This is a genomic window from Labrys sp. ALF-8 (genome assembly GCF_059699065.1).
Genome location: NZ_AP048538.1, coordinates 401009 through 415771, shown reverse-complemented (window position 1 = coordinate 415771; position 14763 = coordinate 401009). Strand labels below are relative to the sequence as shown.

Annotated in this window: 14 protein-coding genes; 11 read left to right on the top strand and 3 right to left on the bottom strand. The window is 63.4% G+C overall.

The window, feature by feature from the left end:
* Positions 1–8 precede the first annotated feature (8 nt).
* The gene (locus tag AC6H34_RS21775) at positions 9–1049 is read left to right on the top strand and encodes an aldo/keto reductase (protein WP_497540189.1); all 1041 of its coding nucleotides are present in this window, start codon (positions 9–11) and stop codon (positions 1047–1049) included.
* Positions 1050–1228: 179 nt separating this feature from the next.
* Positions 1229–2140, top strand: coding sequence for a homocysteine S-methyltransferase family protein (locus AC6H34_RS21770; protein WP_497540188.1), 912 nt, complete (start codon positions 1229–1231; stop codon positions 2138–2140).
* Positions 2141–2160: 20 nt separating this feature from the next.
* Here AC6H34_RS21770 and AC6H34_RS21765 read toward each other — a convergent pair whose 3' ends face one another.
* On the bottom strand, positions 2161–2742 hold the full coding sequence (locus tag AC6H34_RS21765) for a hydrolase (protein WP_497540187.1): 582 nt from the start codon (positions 2740–2742) through the stop codon (positions 2161–2163).
* Between the two features lie 221 nt (positions 2743–2963).
* On the opposite strand from AC6H34_RS21765, the gene AC6H34_RS21760 reads away from it, so the two are divergent.
* The 6 genes from AC6H34_RS21760 (at position 2964) to AC6H34_RS21735 (ending at position 7701) form a co-directional block, all read left to right on the top strand.
* On the top strand, positions 2964–3734 hold the full coding sequence (locus AC6H34_RS21760) for a GNAT family N-acetyltransferase (RefSeq protein ID WP_497540186.1): 771 nt from the start codon (positions 2964–2966) through the stop codon (positions 3732–3734).
* A gap of 169 nt (positions 3735–3903) precedes the next feature.
* Positions 3904–4203 carry a DUF2849 domain-containing protein gene (locus tag AC6H34_RS21755; RefSeq protein WP_497540185.1) on the top strand — a complete coding sequence of 100 codons (300 nt, stop codon included), beginning with the start codon at positions 3904–3906 and terminating at the stop codon, positions 4201–4203.
* Entirely contained in the window at positions 4203–5870 is a 1668-nt protein-coding gene (locus AC6H34_RS21750; RefSeq protein ID WP_497540184.1) for a nitrite/sulfite reductase, read from the top strand. The genes AC6H34_RS21755 and AC6H34_RS21750 overlap by 1 nt, the downstream gene beginning before the upstream one ends.
* Positions 5854–6627, top strand: coding sequence for a phosphoadenylyl-sulfate reductase (locus AC6H34_RS21745; RefSeq protein ID WP_497540183.1), 774 nt, complete (start codon positions 5854–5856; stop codon positions 6625–6627). The genes AC6H34_RS21750 and AC6H34_RS21745 overlap by 17 nt, the downstream gene beginning before the upstream one ends.
* Positions 6628–6686: 59 nt before the next feature.
* Positions 6687–7187 (top strand): DUF934 domain-containing protein, encoded by a 501-nt coding sequence (locus AC6H34_RS21740; RefSeq protein WP_497540182.1) that lies wholly within the window; start codon positions 6687–6689, stop codon positions 7185–7187.
* A 166-nt stretch (positions 7188–7353) separates the two neighbouring features.
* Positions 7354–7701: a hypothetical protein gene (locus AC6H34_RS21735; RefSeq protein ID WP_448147039.1), complete on the top strand. Its 348-nt coding sequence runs from the start codon at positions 7354–7356 to the stop codon at positions 7699–7701.
* Between the two features lie 23 nt (positions 7702–7724).
* Here AC6H34_RS21735 and AC6H34_RS21730 read toward each other — a convergent pair whose 3' ends face one another.
* Positions 7725–8060, bottom strand: coding sequence for a hypothetical protein (locus AC6H34_RS21730; RefSeq protein ID WP_497540181.1), 336 nt, complete (start codon positions 8058–8060; stop codon positions 7725–7727).
* 596 nt (positions 8061–8656) lie between these two features.
* Here AC6H34_RS21730 and AC6H34_RS21725 point away from each other — a divergent pair.
* Positions 8657–9487 (top strand): class I SAM-dependent methyltransferase, encoded by an 831-nt coding sequence (locus tag AC6H34_RS21725; RefSeq protein WP_497540180.1) that lies wholly within the window; start codon positions 8657–8659, stop codon positions 9485–9487.
* A 111-nt stretch (positions 9488–9598) separates the two neighbouring features.
* On the opposite strand, the gene AC6H34_RS21720 is transcribed toward AC6H34_RS21725, so the two are convergent.
* Positions 9599–12952 carry a YhdP family protein gene (locus tag AC6H34_RS21720; RefSeq protein ID WP_497540179.1) on the bottom strand — a complete coding sequence of 1118 codons (3354 nt, stop codon included), beginning with the start codon at positions 12950–12952 and terminating at the stop codon, positions 9599–9601.
* 411 nt (positions 12953–13363) lie between these two features.
* On the opposite strand from AC6H34_RS21720, the gene bcp reads away from it, so the two are divergent.
* A complete protein-coding gene (gene bcp / locus AC6H34_RS21715; protein ID WP_497540178.1) occupies positions 13364–13840 on the top strand; it encodes a thioredoxin-dependent thiol peroxidase in 477 nt (158 codons plus the stop codon).
* Positions 13841–14022: 182 nt separating this feature from the next.
* Entirely contained in the window at positions 14023–14679 is a 657-nt protein-coding gene (locus AC6H34_RS21710) for a hypothetical protein (protein WP_448151261.1), read from the top strand.
* The last annotated feature ends 84 nt before the right edge of the window (positions 14680–14763 follow it).

The window sequence follows — 14763 nt, the reverse complement described above, 5'->3', positions numbered from 1 at the left end:
AGAATTCAATGTCCCAGAGCAATTTCGGCGTCCGTTCCCATGTCAGCCGCTCCGGTGCGGTCATCCGTTTCACCGAGCTTGGCTTCGGGACGGCCCCGCTCGGCAATCTCTATCGTGCCTTGGACGAGGACATCGCCGCCCTCACCGTCAACGCCGCCTGGGATGCGGGCATCCGCTATTTCGATACCGCGCCGCTCTATGGCCTCGGCCTCGCCGAGACCCGCCTCAACCCCCTGCTGCGTCGCCTGAAGCGCGAGGACTATGTGCTTTCCACCAAGATCGGCCGCCTGCTCAAGGTGGTTCCGCCGGAGCGGCGCACAGGCATCGGCAAGTTCTTCAACACGCCCTCGCGCCAGGAAGTCTACGATTATTCCTATGACGGCGTGATGCGATCGGTGGAATTCTCGCTGGAACGGCTGGGCATCGACACCATCGACGTCCTCTTCGCCCACGACGTCGACATCTTCACGCATGGTTCGAAGGAGGCGTCGGACCGCCGCATCAAGGAATTGATGGATGGGGGCTACCATGCGCTGGTCAAGCTCCGCGAGGAAGGCACCGTCAAGGCGATCGGTGCCGGCATCAACGAATGGCAGGTCGCCGAAACGCTGGCCCGCGCCGGCGATTTCGACCTCTTCCTCCTCGCCGGACGCTATACGCTTCTGGAGCAGGAAGCACTGACGAGCTTCCTGCCCTATTGCGCTGAGAAGAAGATCGGCGTGGTGCTGGGCGGCCCCTACAATTCCGGCATCCTTGCCACCGGCCCCCGGCCCGGTGCCCACTACAACTACGATCCCGCCCCGCCGGCGATCCTCGACCGGGTGGCCCGGATCGAAAGGGTCTGCGCATCCCACGGCGTCAAGCTCGTAGAGGCCGCGCTGAAGTTCCCGCTCGGGCATCCCCAGGTCGTGTCGGTCATCCCCGGCGGGCAGGCACCGCAGGAGGTGACGCGCAACGCAGAGATCATGGGCGCGAAGATACCCGCCGCACTATGGTCCGATCTGAAGGCGGAGGGCCTGCTGCGCGAAGATGCTCCGGCGCCGAAATAAGGCGCCGCCCTCGGGTGCCTGCAGGGACTATCGGCACCCCTGCGGGTTTTGGCGCACGCGGCAAAATCGCAAAGTTTCCCGGCGGCGGACGAAGCCGCCCTCCGCCCGGCAAAAGGTGGTTCAATTCCGTCATTCGCCCATGTTAGGGATGCGCCTCCTCCAATGATTGCGAGCAGGCGATGGACAAGCGTATCAGGGTACTCGATGGCGGCATGAGCCGGGAGCTTCTCAGGCTTGGGGCGCCCCTGCGCCAACCGGAGTGGTCTGCAGCCGCACTCATGGAGACGCCCGCCCTGGTGCGGCAGGTGCATGACGAGTTCATCGAGGCGGGCGCCGACGTCATCACGACCAATTCCTATGCGCTGGTGCCGTTCCACATCGGCGAGGATCGGTTCCGGCGGGACGGTGCCCGTCTGATAGCGCTTGCGGGGCAACTGGCCCGCGAGGCCGCCGATGCGCATGGGGATCGCAGCATAGTGGTGGCCGGCTCCCTGCCACCCATCTTCGGTTCCTACGAGCCGGCCCGTTTCGATCCCGGCCGGGTGCAGGACTACCTGTCGGTCCTCGTGCGTGAACTTTCCCCTTTCGTCGATGTCTGGCTCGGCGAGACCCTTAGCCTGATCGCGGAGGCGGAGGCTGCCAGGCAGGCCATCGCCGCGACGGGCAAGCCGTTGTGGATCTCCTTCACACTCGCTGACGGCCCTTCGGCGGGTAGCGAACCGCAGTTACGGTCCGGCGAACCCGTGAGGGACGCGGCTGCCTGGGCGGCAGCGTCGGGCGCCGGCGCCCTGTTGTTCAATTGCAGCGAGCCGGAAGTCATGGAGCCCGCGATACGCGTGGCCAGGGACGAGATCGGCCGAAGCGGCGCTGCCCTCGATATCGGCGTTTACGCCAATGCCTTCGAACAGCAGCAGGAAGAAGCGGCGGCCAACGAGAGCCTGCACGACACGCGCGCCGATCTTACCGCCGTCACCTACAGCCGCTTCGCCTGCGAATGGGTCGCCGCAGGCGCCAACATGATCGGCGGATGCTGCGGCATTGGCGCGGCCCATATCAACCACCTGGCGAAGGTGCTTCGGAGCCAGGCGTGAAGCCCGTCTCGCTCCGATCCTCAGCCGCCCTTGATCGCTTGGAGGATTTCCTCGGTGGGACGGATGCGCGCGAGACGTGGCATGACGTTGTCGATCGAAAAGCGGTGCATTTCGGCAGACATGCTACTCACGGCGTCTTCGGGGACCACCGGGGCATAATTGTGGGCGAAAGCATCGCGCACGGTCGCTTCCACGCCGAAATTGGTGGCGATGCCCGAGACGATCACCGTATCGACGCCGCGCCGACGCAGTTGCAGGTCGAGTTCAGTCCCGTGAAAAGCGCTCCATTGCCGCTTGGTGATGACCACGTCGGCGATGGACGTGCTGATGCGCTTGTCGAAGGCGATGGCGTCGGCCGGCATCCTGTCCTCGGGCAGGATCATCGGCGAATCGACGGGCACCTTCACGACGTCCCCATAGCCGTCGGAGAAGGCCACGCGCACCAGCACGACGACGCCTCCGGCTTTCCTGAGCGCCTTGGCCATCTTAAGGGAACGATCGACGACATCCTCGCCCGAATGCGGCGCGAGAGGCCGGTTTACAATCCAATTCTGCAGATCGATCAGGACAAGCGCCGTACGGCGAGGGTCCAGGCTCAACATTGCCACACTCCAGTCTTGCATCAGGCACGGGGAGCCGCGCAGGCTCACCTGCCATCATCCGCCGTTATAGAAGCCCGGCTTCCCCGTGCTCAAGACGCTAATGCGGGCGTTGTCACCGTGCAAAGAGGCAGAGCATCCAGAAAAGCGCCAAAGGGGTTCCGTGGGGATGCACGGCCTGGCTATGCTGCCGGGAGACATGCATAAGTTCGGAGCCTCGGATCATGGCCTATCCTTCCACCATCCTCGCCAAGCGCGCGGAGCAGGCCTGCCTCAACGGCTGGCCGGCGTTGCAGAGCGTCACGCTGGACGGCTGGCAGTTGCGTTTTTCGCGTGGCCACACCAAGCGCGCCAATTCGATCAGCCTGCTCTGGCCCTCCAGCACGGACCCATGCGCCAAGATTCGGCTTTGCGAGAAGCTCTATGCCAGGCATGACCTGCCGACGATCTTCCAGCTTTCGAGCCTCGATGTCGAAATACTCGATCCTGCTCTCGATGCGGCAGGATACGGTGCCCGCTTCGATGAGAGCTGCATCCTCCATCGCAACCTTGCAAGCAAGCCCGGGCAGGATGTACCCGCGACGGTCACGTTGCAGACCAGCGTGGTGGAGAGCTGGCTCCAGGCCCTCGCCCGCATCCAGGGCCAGAGCATGTCCGCGCAGGCCAGCAGCCGGGCCCTCTTCGGATCGATCGCGTTGCCGGCGGCCTTCTCGGCCTCCCTCGTCCCCGATGGACAGATCGCCGCGATCGCTTTCGGTGCCGTGCATGACGGCATCGTCTGCCTGAACTCCGTGGCGACCGACCTGGCGTTCCGCCGCAGAGGCCACGCCCGTCTCGCCGTGGAAGCGATCCTTGCCTGGGCCCGGCGCGAGGAGCAGGCGGATGGCGCCTGTCTGCCGGTGATGGCAGCCAACACGGCAGCGCTCGAACTCTACAGGAGCTTGGGCTTTTCTACAGAAATTGGACGTTATTCGTATCGCTTGAAGCAATCGTGATCGAGAAATCTGCCTTGAGGCCGACGCATGGCTCCTACCCATGATCTTGATAAAAAAGGTTATTTTCAAACCGAGCCATTAATCACATTTTTTGTATGTATTTAAATCTATTTGACAAAATGAATGCGAGAACCGATATCGTGGATAAATTCCAATCAGGGTTTTCGCCATGCCGCTCGCTATCACTGCCAATCGCCTGAGGGATGGGCGCGTGGTGTTCCGCACGCCGAGCGGAAGCTGGTCGCTCGATGTCGCCGACAGCGCCATCGAAACCGATGAGGCCGCGGCCAACGCCGTGATCGCTTCCGTCAATGCCAATGCCAATGAGCAGGACGTCGTCGAGGTCTATGCGGTCGAGATGAACCTGAGCGGCAAGACCCCTCGCCCCGCCAGGCTGCGCGAGGCTATCCGCGCGCTCGGGCCGACGATCGCCTACCTGCCCAAGGCTGAACTCGAGGCCGCCGAATAATGGGTGCTCTCTATCGTTACGATGAGTTCGACCACGCTTTCGTCAAGGCGCGCGTGGAGGAATTCCGCGATCAGGTTGCCCGCCGCATCAAGGGCGACATCACCGAAGAGGAGTTCAAGTCCCTTCGCCTGATGAACGGCGTCTATCTGCAGTTGCATGCCTATATGCTGCGCATCGCCGTGCCTTACGGGACGTTGTCGTCGAAGCAGTTGCGCCAGCTCGCCATGATCGGCCGGCGCTGGGATCGTGACTACGGTCATTTCACCACGCGTCAGAACCTGCAGTTCAACTGGATTGCGCTCAAGGACGTTCCCGACGTGCTGCAGGCACTCGCCGATGTCGAGATGCATGCCATCCAGACGTCCGGCAACTGCATGCGCAACGTGACCGCCGATCACTTCGCCGGTGCCGCTGCCGACGAGATCGCCGATCCGCGCGTCTATGCCGAGATCATGCGGCAATGGTCGACCGCGCATCCGGAATTGTCCTACCTGCCCCGCAAGTTCAAAGTCGCCATCACGGGCGCCGAGGAAGATCGCGCGGCCGTGCGCGTGCATGACATCGGTTACCAGATCGTGCGCAACGAGGCAGGCGAGACCGGCTTCCGCGTCTTCGTCGGCGGAGGCCAGGGCCGCACGCCGATGGTCGGCAAGGCGCTGCGCGAGTTCCTGCCCGAAGCGGATCTCCTCACCTATACCGAGGCGATCATGCGCGTGTACAACCTCGAGGGCCGTCGCGACAACAAGTACAAGGCCCGCATCAAGATCCTGGTGCATGAAAAGGGGCTCGATGCGATCCGCGAGGAAGTCGAGGCCGAATTCGATCGCGTCAAGGATAGCGCCCTCAAGCTGACGCCGGAATCGGTAGCGGCAATGGCGAAGTACTTCGCTGCCAGCCCCTTCGAGGCGATCGGCGCGACGCCCGTGTTCGATGCGGCCAAGGCGAAGGACGCTGCCTTCGCTCGCTGGGTCGCGGTCAACGTCCATGCCCACAAGAAGCCGGGCTATGGCATAGCCACCATTTCGCTGAAGCCGATCGGCGGCATCCCGGGCGACGCTTCGTCCGACCAGATGGATCTCGTCGCCGACCTCGCCGACCGCTATTCGCTGGGCGAGATCCGGATCAGCCACGTGCAGAATCTCGTGCTTCCCCATGTGAAACTCGACGATCTGCCGGCCCTGTTCGGGGCGCTGCAGGTTGTCGGTCTCGCAACGCCGAACGAGGGCCTGATCACCGATATCATCGCGTGCCCGGGGCTCGACTACTGCTCGCTCGCCAATGCGCGCGCGATCCCGATCGCGCAGGGACTGTCCGAGCGCTTCGGTTCGGCTGAGCGCCAGGCGGAAATCGGTCACCTGCCGATCAAGATCTCGGGCTGCATCAATGCCTGCGGACACCATCATGTCGCGGCGATCGGCATTCTCGGCGTCGACCGCAAGGGCGTGGAGAACTACCAGATTACGCTCGGTGGTTCGGCGCGCGAAGACTGTTCGATCGGCGAGCTCGTCGGCCCCGGATTCGGTGTCGACGGCATCGTCGACGCGGTGGAGAAGGTCGTGGACACCTATCTGGGCCTGCGGCTTTCTCCGACGGAAACATTCCTGGAGGCGGTTCGTCGTGTCGGCCTGCCGCCCTTCAAGGAGGCACTCTATGGACAGCGTGCTTGATTACCATGGCGTGGCTTCATCTGTGGATAGCCTAGCGGTCAGCGCCGATGTGGATCCGGAAGCCCAGGCCATAGCCCTGGCAGCCCAGTACCACGACGCCAGCGCGCAGGATATCCTGAAGGCCGCGCTCTCGCTTTATGGCGGCCGCATCGCGCTTGTTTCGAGCTTCGGCGCGGAATCGGCCGCCCTGTTGCACATGGTCGCCGAGATCGATCGTGCGACGCCGGTGATCTTCCTCGACACCGGTCGTCTGTTCAGCCAGACGCTGCTCTACCGCAACGAGCTGGCGCGCCGGCTCGGCCTAACCGATCTGCGCACGGCCAAGCCTCGTGCGGCGCTCGTGCAGCAGGAGGATCCTGACCGGCTGCTCGCCTACCGCGATCCCGACATGTGCTGCTGGATCCGCAAGGTCGATCCGCTCGACACGGCCCTAGAACCGTTTTCCGCCTGGATCACCGGCCGCAAGCGTCACCAGGCAGCGACGCGTTCGGCGCTCCGCCCGTTCGAAGCCGAGTCCGGCCGCATCAAGGTCAACCCGCTCGCGAACTGGAGCGCGAAGGACGTTGCCGACTACCTGACCAGGCATGACCTGCCGCCACATCCGCTGGTCGCCGACGGATATCCTTCCATCGGCTGCATGCCCTGCACGAGCCGGGTCGTCGAGGGAGAGGACGCTCGCGCCGGGCGCTGGCGCGGCAAGGGGAAGATCGAGTGCGGCATCCATGTCACGCCGGAAAAATCCGGCAGCGGCATCTGAGCAAGGCGCTCGCATTTGCGGAACCTGCCTCGGCATGAGGCGGTATGAAGGAGGCTCCCGTGGCCCTTTGGAAGAACGGCCAGTTTGAGGCCGACAGCTATCGCTCCGTCGGCGATGACGAGGTCTTGCCGGAAGGCGCGGTGATCGTGTCACTCAAGCGCTTTCTCGCGGAGAAGGACGCATTGTCGGCGCGCAACACGCCGCTCGGCGTCCTGCTGCAGCCCGCCGACAAGATCGAACTCATCGCGGACGACCTGCCAGGCTTGCCGCTTCTCGCCCTCGCCTTCCCGAAATTCGGCGATGGGCGCGCGTTCTCGCTCGCCCGCATCGCGCGCGAGCGATATGGCTTTCGCGGCGAGCTGCGTGCCGTAGGCGACATTCTGTTCGACCGTGTCGCCTATATGATTCGCTGCGGCTTCGATGCGCTCGACATCAGCAATGCGCCGACCGTTGCGGCACTCGAGGCCGGAAAGGTCCCCGTTTCGCGCGAGCATTACCAGCCTACCGGCACCGACGGCAAGAAGGGCGATCCGCTCAAGCCCTGGCGTCGCTGGGCGTGATTCCGGCCCCTTTAGCAGTCGTGAGCTGCTTTGTGCACTCCGGCGGTACAATCGGCGGGCAACGCGTTTCGCCACGATGCTTCAGGCACACAGGTGGCATGCAAAGGTCGGCCTTGCACCACCTGCCGTAAGGGACCACAATCCTCCTCTAATCGGAGGTACCGTATTGTCATTTCCGACCTTGTTCCTGCGGGCGATGTCGTCCGCGATCGAAGCTCACCACGCCAGCACCGTAACCATTAGTCGTCGCATGCCGATCCTGGCGAGCCTGCCTTTCTGGCCTCACCCGGAGAGCATCATCGAGGCGAACCTGATGGTGATCGAGAAGTTCGAAGCGCTGGCAGAGGGTACGCTTGCAGCCTCCCAGCAGCTCACGGCGCTAAGTCTTCGTGCCGCGATGGGCAAGGCCGACGCTGGCGACATCGCGACCGGCATGATGGCCGTGGCGGTGGCGGCTGCCAGGCCCGCCCAGAAGCGGGTGCGGGCGAATGCACGGCGGCTGTCGCGGAGCTGATCGGCTCCGCTCGACGGACGAGATCAGGGAAGCGGCGCCTGGCTCACGCGGAGCATCCGGCGCTCGACATTCCTGTTCCGGTATTCCTGCGGAACGGTTTCCGAAGACGAATACCATTCGCCGGAGCGGCGCTGGAGCAGATAGTCCCGGCTGATCAGCCCGACCAGGTAGCCAGCCTGCAGCGCAAACATGATCACCCCCAGTTCGAGCAGGATAAAGCCGGGTTCGACGCCATCGATCCACATCGAAGCGGTCCCCCCGAGGGCCGCGACCATAATGGCAAGGGAAAAAGGCAACAGGGGAATCCGGGTCCCGCAGAAAATTCCAAGTATAGATACCATGACGACGGGCCAGATCACGACTACCCCCTGTTGATTGGTCTTGACATCCGCACGCAATACTTATCCGCCCCTGGACGCGCTGCACGAGCAGCGCCCAAGGCTGAAACATTTAGTCACAAGCCGCCCAGGCGCAGCAAACTGCGCAGAGCAATACCTTCGATGGAATGCAAACTGCAGGGACCAGCATCGACTGATCGAGGCATCTTCCCTGCTCAACGGCACTATGTCAGCGCCGGGCGCGGCTATTGCATAGCGCGGCCGAGACTTCAAGTCCAAATACGTTGATAATCTCTGTTTAGATCGAATGAACATGCACGCGCTGTGCGAAAACGCACAACACGGCGCAAAAACACCCGTATAGAATACGGCTGGGGCGCAATGTGAGGCTTGGGTCGACTTCTATACTGGCGGTTACTCCGTCTTCTCCAATCATTCGTGCTGCCGCATCCGAACGCGGCTCCCCCCGCCAGGACCACCTGGCATTACCCGCCGTTAAGCACACTGGCGCGACATCGGTGTGGCGTCAGGCCATCAATCGGACGTAAGGTCTACATGCTGAAACGCCCGGTCGAGGCATCGGCGATGTCGTGTCCTCCTGTATCCAGAGTGCCGTCATGGTTGTCGAAAAGGTCTCGCTGACCGGAGAGAAGCAGACACTTCTCATCACGCTTTACGGCAAGGGCGAGGAAAGCCGCCTGCCGGACTCGCTCCTGCACGATCGCTTCGCCGCGGCGGCAATCGAACGTATCGACTATGACTTCAAGAGCCTGCACGTCACCCGCGACATCCTGATCGCCATCGCCATGCGTGCCCATGTCTTCGACCGCTGGACGAAGGCCTTCCTCGCTTTCCACCCGGGCTGCACCGTGCTGCATCTCGGCTGCGGGCTCGACAGCCGCATCTTCCGCCTCGATCCCCCGCCCGGTGTGCGCTGGTTCGATGTCGACTATCCGGAAGTCATCGAACTGCGGCGGCGCCTCTATCCCGAGCGCAGCGATTACACCCTGATCGGTGCATCCCTCACCGACTCCGGCTGGCTCGAGACGGTACCCGCCGATCGCCCCACCCTGATCCTGGCGGAGGGAGTTTCGCCCTATCTGCCGAGCCACGCCGCCCTGCCGCTGCTCGACCACCTCACCGCCTACTTCCCGGGCGGCGAACTGGCCTTCGACGCCTATAGCCGGCTTGGCCTGCGTATCATCCGCAAGCAGCCCTTCTTGCGGGCAAGCGGCGCCCAGGTGCATTGGAGCCTGGAAGATCCAGGCACGATCGAGAAGGCGATCCCGCGACTGCGGCTGATGCAGGATCTGCATGCCTATTCGCCGGAAGGCTACGACCCTAGCCAACTCGCCAGGATGACCCCCGCCACGCGGGCGGCGATCTGGCTGTTCCAGGTTGTGCCGGCGCTTGGCAAGGTCGGGCGCCTGCTGCGCTTCCGCTTCTAGGGCAGGTTGGGGGCAGTTCGAACGGTTCGCTCTGCCTGACATGCGGAAATCACGAGGATCTTGCGATACGTGACGATCCCGTCCGAAAGTAAAACGCGCTGAGCAACGGCCTCAATTGGTCTGTTTCTGAAACTCGAAGATCTTGCGCAGGAAGCCGGGCGCAATGGCGGACAGAGGATTCACCGTCAGCACCGGCGCACTGGCCCGGCCTGCGACCTTGAAGTTGATGGCGAACAGGCCGCCATATTTGCCGCCCCCGAGGATCTCGCCGAGAAGGGGGATCTTGCCGAAGATGTTGTTCAGCGCATAGGCCGGCACGAAAGTCCCGACAAGGCCGACGCGATCCGCCGCGTAGTCGATGTCGCCGGAGAGGCTGACGCCGACATCCGGCCCCCAGACCACTGAATCGAGGATGCCGATGCGCGAGGCCGTCCGCGTAAAGGAAAGCTGGAGGCGGGTGAACTTGGCGGAGTTGCCGTTGAGCGGCGCGTCCACCGAGGCCTTGCCCGAATTCTTCAGGGTGGTGCGATACTGTCCGAGAGCCGGCTCGTTCTCCACCGCGAAATCGCGCATGATGAGATTGCCGCGCATGTTATCGATCACCGGCGTGACACGGGCCGAAAGGCTGCCGCCGCGCAGATGCGTATAATAGTCCATGAAGCGCATGAAGGCACCGGCATCGGTGGACTGGGCGTCGATGACGTTGGAGCCGCTGTCGTCGTCGTTAAGAGCGGCCGTCAATTGGCCGCCGCTATCCGAAGTGCCCTTGAGGTCCAGTTTCCGGATCGTCGTGCCTTTGCTCTCGAGAGCCAGGCCGAACGAGCTGAGCGTTTCGTCGTTGAAGCCGAGCAGCTTGTCGATCTTGATGTCGGCGCTGAAGCTGCCATTGGCGCCGCTCGCCTTCGAGCGCTTCTGGAGCGAGGAGAGCAGCGGGCGAGCGTCGAGCTGGTTGCCGCGCACATAGACCTTCCAGCCGTTGGCGGCAGGTTCGAAGGTGCCTTGGAAATCGTCGCCGGGCGACAGGCGGATCGTGCTCATCGTCGCCTTGCGCAGCTTGTTGTCGGCTGTGAGAGCCACGCTGCCGCGCAACGACACGGGTCCATTGTCGACGACGATGTCCTGCACCGTCCCCCCGCCGCCCTTGTCGGCAGGATTCCAGGTGAAGCTGGCCTTCGCAGGCTTGCCTGCCGGCTTCTGCCAGCCGGGCAGCAGGTCCTTGATACGTACCGCAGTCAGATCGAGGTCGATGTCGAATTGAGGATCGTTCGTTCCGTTCGTGGGACGAATATCGGCCACGATCGGCCCGCTCAGCGCATCGCCGAAATCAATCCCCTTCTTCTTGCGGATCGCATCGTCGAGCGTAACGTTGAGGGCCATCTGCGCATCGTGATCGGCCGCCTTGCGCATATCGATGGTGGCCGGCAGGCCCCCGAAAACGCCTTTGCCGGTAAGCAGGAGCAGCCCCGGCTCGATGGAGACCTTCATGGTGCCGTTGTCGAGCTTGCCACCCGACAGGTGGTCGATCGACATATCCTCCATGCCGCCGGTAACGGAATAGTGCACCTCCTCCGGCTTGGGATGGTCCTCGAGCGGCATTTCGAGCTTCACGTCGAGATCAGCAGTGCCGGTGACGCTGTTCGGATCGATCTCGATCCCCTTGACCGCATCCGACAGCGGAGGCTGGGTTAGGAGCTTGGCGACCGCACGCGTGGGACCGTTGATCGAGAAGCCGACGATCTGGTCCGGCGGATTGGGCGCGAAGTCCGGGATTGTGTAGGAGCCCTTCTCGACCGAAAGCTCGTCGCCGTCCCCCGTATCGATGCTGCCGCTGTCGACGACGACATTGAGACGCCGACCGCTGAAAGTGACCTTGGCCTCGACATTGCTGACCGGCGGAAGCGTATCGACGATCTGCACCGTCCCGTTGGAGACCGTCACCTCCCCATGCATCGCCTCGTCAGGCAAAGGCGGTGTCTTCCCGTTGACGGCGACCAGTGCGTCCCGGGGGACGGTAAGAGTCAGTCTTGCGCCATCGAGCACGCCGGCCTTGATGTGGTCCTCCATCCACGCCTTGGCGCGAGGCAGGGAGAACACCGGCCAGACCCGCGTCATGGCCACCGCGGGCAAGTTCTTCGCGTCCAGTTCAAGATCGATGGCAGGCGTCTTGCCCCCGAAAGTCACGCCGCCGGTGAAGCCGATGGCCACCGTGGGACCGGTCGCCCCGCCCTTGTCGAGGGTCAGGCGATTTGTAGCCGGATCATAGCGTCCCTCGACGCCGATGCGATCGAGCTTGAGCGGCGGCTGCTCGGCGCGCCGCCCGGCAAGCAGGACATCCGGCGCAGCCAGGTTGAAAGTCCAGATTTCTCCGGTGCCGGCCGAGGGCGGAACTATGGTGCCCTTGAAATCGATGATGCCCTCTCCGGCCTTGACCATGGCGCTGTCCAGCCGCACGACATGTGCGGCCTTGTCCCAGTGAACGCTGATGCCCGCCTTGTCGTAGACGAAGGGATCGGCCCGCGGCTCGACGTCCCAGACGCCGCCCTCGCTCGTCACGTTGGCCTGCGCCATCTCCAGCGTGCCATCAGCCTGGATGGTTGCGCGCGCCAAGACGTCGAACGAAGCGGTCATCGCGGGCTGCTCCGCGCCCGGCGCGAATGTCGTCACCAGTTCGCTCAGTACGAGGTTGTTCGCCTTCACGTCGATGGTGCGGGGCTCGTCGCCCGTGCCCGAAGTGGTCGCGTTCACCGTGCCGCCGCCGGCGGCCAGGGCGATCGACAGGCCTCCCGCCGTCGCGGTGCGCCTGATGGTCAGGTCGATGTTGCGGTGGGTGATATCGTGCCCGAGCGCCTGATCGTGGATGGCGAGGGTAGCGTCCTTGACCTCGACGGTGTCCACCGATCCGGCGGATGCGATGATGGCGTCGAGCGCGTTCATGACCGCCACCGGCGACAAGGCCTCTCCCACCGGCTGTTCGGCCGTCTGTACGCCCGGCCGCAGTGTGAACTTGCCGTCGCGGCTGACATAGGCCGTCGCCGCGGCTCCCTCGACCACGATGGAGCGCGCCGCCACGCTGCCCGCCAGGAGTGAAGCCGTATCGAGCCCGATGACGATGCGCGGCGCGGATGCGATTTCGGTGTTGCCGTCCTGGATCGTGACGCCGCTGATGGTCGCGGTCATGCCGCTGTCGCGGCGCTCCAGCGCAACATCCGCTATGTTGATGCGATAGCCGGGCGGCATCTTCTCCGCGATGGCATCCCGAACGGTCTGCGTGACGAAGGGCATCGACATCGGCTCGTTGGCCAGACGCCAATAAAGAATGCCGGCCATCGCGCAGACGACGGCCACGAGGGTCAGCATCAGGGAGACGCAGCGGCGCATGAAGATCGCCCCGAAGCTGCGCCGATGCCGTTTGGAACGTATCAGTGACCGCACGCGCTCTTCGCGGGCCGCCGTTTCATGCGGCATTTCATTCTCGTGGGAAGTGCCGTAGCGGGAGCTATCCACGGCTGTCGTTGCATCCTTCGGCTTTTCGGCCTCCGGCTCCTTTTTCTGCAACGCGTTATGGACGTTCCTTGGCATCAACGATTCGCCAGCCTCTTTCAATAGGCCCCTCGCGAGCCTGCGCGCGAAGGGGTGACCACTGTCTCATCCCGCCTTGCGGCCTTACCGGGGGATTGCAGCAAGATGAAGACACAAACACTTGAAACAGCTCGACTTTCGAAAAGCCGGGCCATCTGCCGATACGCTGGACAAACCGTTGTTTCCGACACGAATTCGCCGACGCAGGAACACGAAGGCAGAAACGCTCTGGACCATACCTGTCATGACCCATACACGATTGTGCTCTTAGCCGCCATTTGGTCGAAAGGAAGGCACATGCAGACGCTTCAGGCTGGGCAGCCCGCTCCCGCCTTCTCCCTCCCAAAGGCTGATGGCGGAATCGTGAGTCTCGCCGATTTCAAAGGCCGCAAGCTCGTCATTTTCTTCTATCCCAAGGCGGATACGGAAGCATGCACACGCGAGGCGATCGATTTTTCGGGCGCGAAGGCAGATTTTGCCGCCGCCGGCACCGAGCTCCTCGGCGTCTCGCATGATCCGGTCAAGAAGCAGCAGAAATTCGTCGCCAAGCATGGCCTCAGCACCACCATCGCCTCTGACGAAACGCTCGACATGCTGAATGCCTATGGAGTCTGGGGCGAGAAAAGCATGTATGGTCGCACCTATCTCGGCATCGAGCGCACGACCATGCTGATCGACGCAAAGGGCGTCATTTCCCAGGTCTGGCCCAAGGTACGCGTCGCCAATCATGTGGCGGAGGTCCTGGAGGCGGCGAAGGCCCTGCACGCCCGTTAGGACCTGCCGCGAGGCGGCGGTAGCGGGCTTGATTTGGCCACAACCGCGGCGCAAGCACGTGCGCGGGGCGATATCCGTCGGCTTGTCGTGCGGAGTGTCTGGGGCGTCATCTCTGTTCCGGAGAAGCCCGCCAAGTGCAGAAAGTTCATGTCGTCATTCACAACTACGCCCTCGATTTCTGGATGGCGCGCGGCGCGGTCTTCGTCATCGCCATGCTCCAACTGCTCTTGGTCAACGACCTGACCGTCGGCCCACGCTGGCTGGCCCCGGCCATCGAGCTGATCATGCTCATCCCGCTCTCCATCGCCACGGCCTGGACACAGGTCAGGGTTCGCTCGGCGACGGCTGACCATCATTGGGAAGCCATCCGAAACTATCGCCTCTGGATCAGGCGGACGGCCATTCTTCTCACCGCCGTCGTCAGCCTTATCAATTGCTTCGCGCTCCTCCAGCTCGTGCGCCGGCTCTTGGAAGGCCATGGCGGCAGCGCCCAGACCCTGCTGGTGGACGCCCTCAACATCTGGGTCACGAATGTCATCATTTTCGCGCTCTGGTACTGGAGCACGGACCGCGGAGGGCCGCCCACCTGCGGGCTGACGAAACGAGCCGAGGCAGATTTCCTGTTCCCCCAGATGACGCTGTCCGACCGTGAGCTCGACAACTGGATTCCGGGGTTCGTCGATTACCTCTTCCTCGCCTTCACCAACGCGACCGCCTTCTCGCCGACCGACACCCTGCCATTGTCTGCGCGGGCCAAGCTCCTGATGATGACGGAAGCGATGATTTCGTTGCTCACCGTCGCCCTCGTCGCGGCCCGCGCCGTGAATATCCTGGCATAGACGACGCCTCATTCGCCGCATGAATGGATCCATCAATTCTTGCGATGGACAAAAGCGGGGCTGGCGCTTGCCGGCCCCTGCCCG

Coding starts and splice junctions, on each gene's coding strand:
- AC6H34_RS21775 (WP_497540189.1), top strand. CDS start 9: ATGTCCCAGAGCAATTTCGGCGTCCGTTCCCATGTCAGCCGCTCCGGT.
- AC6H34_RS21720 (WP_497540179.1), bottom strand. CDS start 12,952: ATGCCGCATGAAACGGCGGCCCGCGAAGAGCGCGTGCGGTCACTGATA.
- AC6H34_RS21765 (WP_497540187.1), bottom strand. CDS start 2,742: ATGTTGAGCCTGGACCCTCGCCGTACGGCGCTTGTCCTGATCGATCTG.
- AC6H34_RS21725 (WP_497540180.1), top strand. CDS start 8,657: ATGGTTGTCGAAAAGGTCTCGCTGACCGGAGAGAAGCAGACACTTCTC.
- AC6H34_RS21760 (WP_497540186.1), top strand. CDS start 2,964: ATGGCCTATCCTTCCACCATCCTCGCCAAGCGCGCGGAGCAGGCCTGC.
- bcp (WP_497540178.1), top strand. CDS start 13,364: ATGCAGACGCTTCAGGCTGGGCAGCCCGCTCCCGCCTTCTCCCTCCCA.
- AC6H34_RS21755 (WP_497540185.1), top strand. CDS start 3,904: ATGCCGCTCGCTATCACTGCCAATCGCCTGAGGGATGGGCGCGTGGTG.
- AC6H34_RS21770 (WP_497540188.1), top strand. CDS start 1,229: ATGGACAAGCGTATCAGGGTACTCGATGGCGGCATGAGCCGGGAGCTT.
- AC6H34_RS21710 (WP_448151261.1), top strand. CDS start 14,023: ATGGCGCGCGGCGCGGTCTTCGTCATCGCCATGCTCCAACTGCTCTTG.
- AC6H34_RS21745 (WP_497540183.1), top strand. CDS start 5,854: ATGGACAGCGTGCTTGATTACCATGGCGTGGCTTCATCTGTGGATAGC.
- AC6H34_RS21750 (WP_497540184.1), top strand. CDS start 4,203: ATGGGTGCTCTCTATCGTTACGATGAGTTCGACCACGCTTTCGTCAAG.